The organism is Dietzia sp. NPDC055343 (assembly GCF_053645265.1).
Genome location: NZ_JBSHMJ010000086.1, coordinates 1 through 4297 on the forward strand (window position 1 = coordinate 1; position 4297 = coordinate 4297).

4 protein-coding genes are annotated in these 4297 nt (G+C 66.8%); 3 read left to right on the plus strand and 1 reads right to left on the minus strand.

All coding sequences use genetic code 11. The features are described 5' to 3' along the window. Window positions 1-25: 25 nt before the first annotated feature. Window positions 26-892 carry a catechol 1,2-dioxygenase gene (gene catA, locus ACWIE7_RS18400; protein WP_454058197.1) on the minus strand — a complete coding sequence of 289 codons (867 nt, stop codon included), beginning with the start codon at window positions 890-892 and terminating at the stop codon, window positions 26-28. A gap of 348 nt (window positions 893-1240) precedes the next feature. On the opposite strand from catA, the gene benA reads away from it, so the two are divergent. From benA to benC, 3 genes are all read left to right on the plus strand, one after another. Beyond that, window positions 1241-2656 (plus strand): benzoate 1,2-dioxygenase large subunit, encoded by a 1416-nt coding sequence (gene benA, locus ACWIE7_RS18405; RefSeq protein WP_454058198.1) that lies wholly within the window; start codon window positions 1241-1243, stop codon window positions 2654-2656. A gap of 32 nt (window positions 2657-2688) precedes the next feature. Further along, window positions 2689-3198: a benzoate 1,2-dioxygenase small subunit gene (gene benB / locus ACWIE7_RS18410; protein WP_452099356.1), complete on the plus strand. Its 510-nt coding sequence runs from the start codon at window positions 2689-2691 to the stop codon at window positions 3196-3198. 97 nt (window positions 3199-3295) lie between these two features. Continuing rightward, window positions 3296-4297, plus strand: a 1002-nt coding sequence (gene benC / locus ACWIE7_RS18415; RefSeq protein WP_454070219.1) for a benzoate 1,2-dioxygenase electron transfer component BenC, incomplete at its 3' end; no start/stop codon positions are given.

Sequence of the window (4297 nt, forward strand, 5' to 3'; positions counted from 1 at the left end):
GTCGTGGGTCGGGCGCGCGCCCTGATCAGGCGACGTACCGGGCGTCGGAGACCGGGTCGAGGACGAAGTCGTAGGTGACCTCGTCGACACCGGCCGCGTTCGGCTTCGGATCCAGGGTGAGCTCGGGCTTGACGGCGCCGGCGACGTCGTCGTCGACCCACTGACCGCCCTGGAAGTAGAGCTGCGTGGTGATGAGTCGCTTGCCCGGGGCGGTGACCTTGAGGTGCAGGTGCGCGGGACGCCACGGGTGGCCGTCGTAGCTGGCGATGAACTCGCCGGTCGGCCCGTCGTGGGGGATCTGGTACGGCGCGGGCTGGATCGTGGTGATCTCATAGTTGCCCTCGGCGTCGGTGGAGAAGGTGGCGCGCAGGTTCCACTCGGGAATGCCCATGCCGTCGTCGAACTGCGAGTAGTAGCCGTCGGAGTCGGCGTGCCAGAGCTCGACGCTCGCACCCTCGATGCCCTTACCGTCCAGGTCACGGACCTGGCCCTTGAACACCAGCGCGGTGCCCTTCTCGTCCTCGCGCATGGGCATGGTGCCCTTCGAGCCGAGGTTCGGGGCGCCCGGCACGTAGTAGGGACCCTCGATCGAACCCTTGGTGCCGGTGAAGATCCGGCTGTTGGAGTCCTCGATGAAATGCTCCAGGAAAACATCGAGCCACAGCGGCCACTCGCCGCCCTCGCCGACCTCGATGAGCCACTGCTTGAGGACGCGGTACTCGGCGTAGGTGACCTCGTGCTCGAAGATGACCTCGGACAGCTTGGTCAGGACGTCCTTGTAGATCGCGGCGGCACGCTCCTTCGATGTGTCCGAGCTGACTCGGTTGCCCTTGAACCTGTCGGTGGCTGCGCTGCCGGAGCCGGCGGCGGTGGGGACTGCGGTGGTGGACATGACGCTCCCTGGTGACGTGGGGGGTGAGGTGGATCGGAGCGGAGGGACCTCGCCTGGTCTCGGCGCTGTTTTCCGTCTGACCGATGTCCACACTGTGCCCCCGCGCATCTGTGTCGTCAATCACTGAATCTACAAACGTAGAACGCACATTGTGCGCATGTCGAACCGTAAAGGATCGTTTCCGCAGGTGGACGTGCGGAGATTGCGCGTGCGTTCGCCCACCGAACGCCGAGCACCTAGGCACGACTAGTCATTGCCCTAGTGTGACCCGACCCACAATTGGGCACTGTTGTGTGAAACCGGCAACAGGCCACCATCGGCCGGCCCCGACCACGCGAGGAGGATTCGATGTCGGAGCGACTCGATCACCTGCAGCACACCCTCGACACCGCTCTCGAGGACCGCCCCGAAGACGGCATCGTCCGCGCCAACCGTCGGATCTTCACCGACGAGGAGATCTTCGAACTCGAGATGAAGCACATCTTCGAGGGCAACTGGGTGTACCTGGCCCACGAGAGCCAGATCCCGGAGGTGGGCGACTACTTCACCACCGACATCGGTCGCCAGCCCGTGGTGATCACGCGCGGCAAGGACGGGGAGCTCAACCTCCTCGTCAACGCGTGCTCGCACCGCGGCGCGATGTTGTGCCGCCGCAAGACCGACAACCGCACGACCCTGACCTGCCCGTTCCACGGTTGGACGTTCTCCAACTCGGGCGAACTGCTCAAGGTCAAGGACCCCCGCGACGCCGGCTACCCGGAGCAGTTCAACTCCGGCGGCTCCCACGACCTGCGGCGCGTCGCCAAGTTCGCCAACTACCGCGGCTTCCTGTTCGGCAGCCTCAACCCGGACGTGCTGCCGATCGAAGAGCACCTGGGAGACAGCCGCACGATCATCGACATGATGGTCGACCAGTCCCCCGAGGGCCTGGAGGTGCTCCGCGGCTCGTCCACGTACACCTTCGACGGCAACTGGAAGCTCCAGGCCGAGAACGGCGCCGACGGCTACCACGTGTCGGCCACACACTGGAACTACGCAGCCACCACCGCCCGACGCGGCTCGGGCGAGTCCAAGAACGAGACCAAGGCCATGGACGCCGGGACCTGGGGCAAGCAGGGCGGCGGCTACTGGTCCTTCGACCATGGCCACCTGCTGCTGTGGATGTGGTGGGGCAACCCCGAGGACCGCCCGCTGTGGGAGCGGCGTCAGGAGCTGGCCGACCAGATCGGCACCAAGAAGGCCGAGTTCATGGTGGGCGCCTCGCGCAACCTGTGCCTGTACCCGAACGTGTACCTGATGGATCAGTTCTCCAGCCAGATCCGGCACTTCAAGCCGATCTCCGTGGACAAGACCGAGGTCACGATCTACTGCATCGCCCCCAAGGGCGAGAGCGCCGAGGCCCGCGCCGCGCGCATCCGCCAGTACGAGGACTTCTTCAACGCGACCGGCATGGCGACCCCGGACGACCTGGAGGAGTTCCGCTCCTGCCAGAAGACCTACCTCGCCGAGGCCGCCCCGTGGAACGACATGACCCGCGGCAGCACTCACCAACTGAACGGCCCGGACGAGACCGCCCGCGGGCTCGGCATGAACAACGTGCTGTCCTCCGGCGCCAAGACCGAGGACGAGGGCCTGTACCCGGTCCAGCACGGCTACTGGCTCGAGACCATGCGTCGCGCCGTCGACGCGGAGGAGAAGCCCTCCGCGAAGGCCCCGGCCGCCAATGGCGTGACCGACCGCGCCGCAATCACCGCCGACGCCTGATCCCCGCCCACTACAGCGAGAAAGGACTGACCATGTCCGCACCTGCGACGGCGTCGATCACGGTCGACGAGATCTCCGCCTTCCTGTTCCGTGAAGCCCGGCTGCTCGATGACCGCCAGTTCGAGCAGTGGATCGAGTGCTACCGCGAGGACGCGATGTACTGGATGCCCGCCTGGGACGACGGCGGTGAGCTCACCACCGATCCGTACTCCGAGATCAGCCTGATCTTCTACCCCAACCGGGCTGGCATCGAGGACCGCGTGTTCCGGATCCGGACCGAGCGCTCCTCGGCCACGTCCCTACCCGAGCCGAGGACGAATCACCTCATCAGCAACATCGAGGTTCTCGAGCGCCGCCCGGGCGAGGTCGACATCCGCTTCAACTGGCTGTCGTCGTACTTCCGGTACAACACCACGGACCAGTACTTCGGCACCTCCTTCTACACGCTCGACGTGACCGGCGAGTCCCCGCTGATCACGTACAAGAAGGTCGTGCTGAAGAACGACTACATCCATCACATCGTCGACGTCTACATGGTGTGACCCACCCCGGCGCCGGCCCGGTCGTCTGCCGGGCCGGCCCCCTGACCAGGGGCCGCGCCTCAGCGGCCGATATCGCCAGTGACCAGGAGTGAAACCCATGAGCTTTAAGGTGGCCCTGAGCTTCGAGGACGGAGTGACGCGTTTCGTCAACTGCGGCCCGACGGAGACCGTCGCCGACGCCTCGTACAAGGCGCGGATCAACATCCCGCTCGATTGCCGTGACGGAGCCTGCGGCACCTGCAAGTCCCTCTGCGAGTCCGGCGAGTTCGACGGCGGCGACTACATCGACGACGCCCTCACCGAGGACGAGGCCGCGGCAGGCTACTGCCTGCCGTGTCAGATGGTCCCGACCTCCGACCTGGTGGTGCAGATCCCCACCACCTCGGACGTGGCCAAGACGACGGCCGCCGCGCACCCCGCCACGGTCACGGCCGTGGATCGGCTGGCCGAGGGTGCGTTCGCCCTGACCGCGGAGCTCGATGACCGCGCGGCCCTGGCGTTCCTGCCGGGCCAGTACGTGAACATCTCGGTCCCCGGCACCGACCAGACGCGTTCCTACTCCTTCTCCACCGGCGCCGACGCGGCCCGGCTGTCGTTCCTCATCAAGTACGCCGAGGGCGGCGCGATGTCGGAGTACCTCGCGCAGCGGTGCGCGATCGGCGACCGGCTGGAGCTGACCGGGCCGATGGGCTCGTTCTTCCTCCGCGAGTCGACCCGTCCCCTCCTGCTGCTCGCGGGCGGCACCGGCCTCGCGCCGGTCCTGTCGATCCTGGAGACCCTCGCGGCGGCCGGCACCACCGGCCGCCCGATCCACCTCGTCTACGGCACCTCCTTCGACACCGACGTGGTGTACACCGATCTGCTGGACGAGTACACGACCCGCATCCCGGGCATGACGTGGGACCTCGTCGTGGCCGACCCGGAGACCGTGCACCCCAACTCCGGCTATGTGACGAGCCTGATCACTCCGGATCACCTCCACGACGGCGCCGCCGACATCTACCTCTGCGGTCCTCCCCCGATGGTCGAGGCCGTACGCGGCCACCTGGACGCCGAGGGCCTGGAGGTCACGCACTTCTACTACGAGAAGTTCACCCCG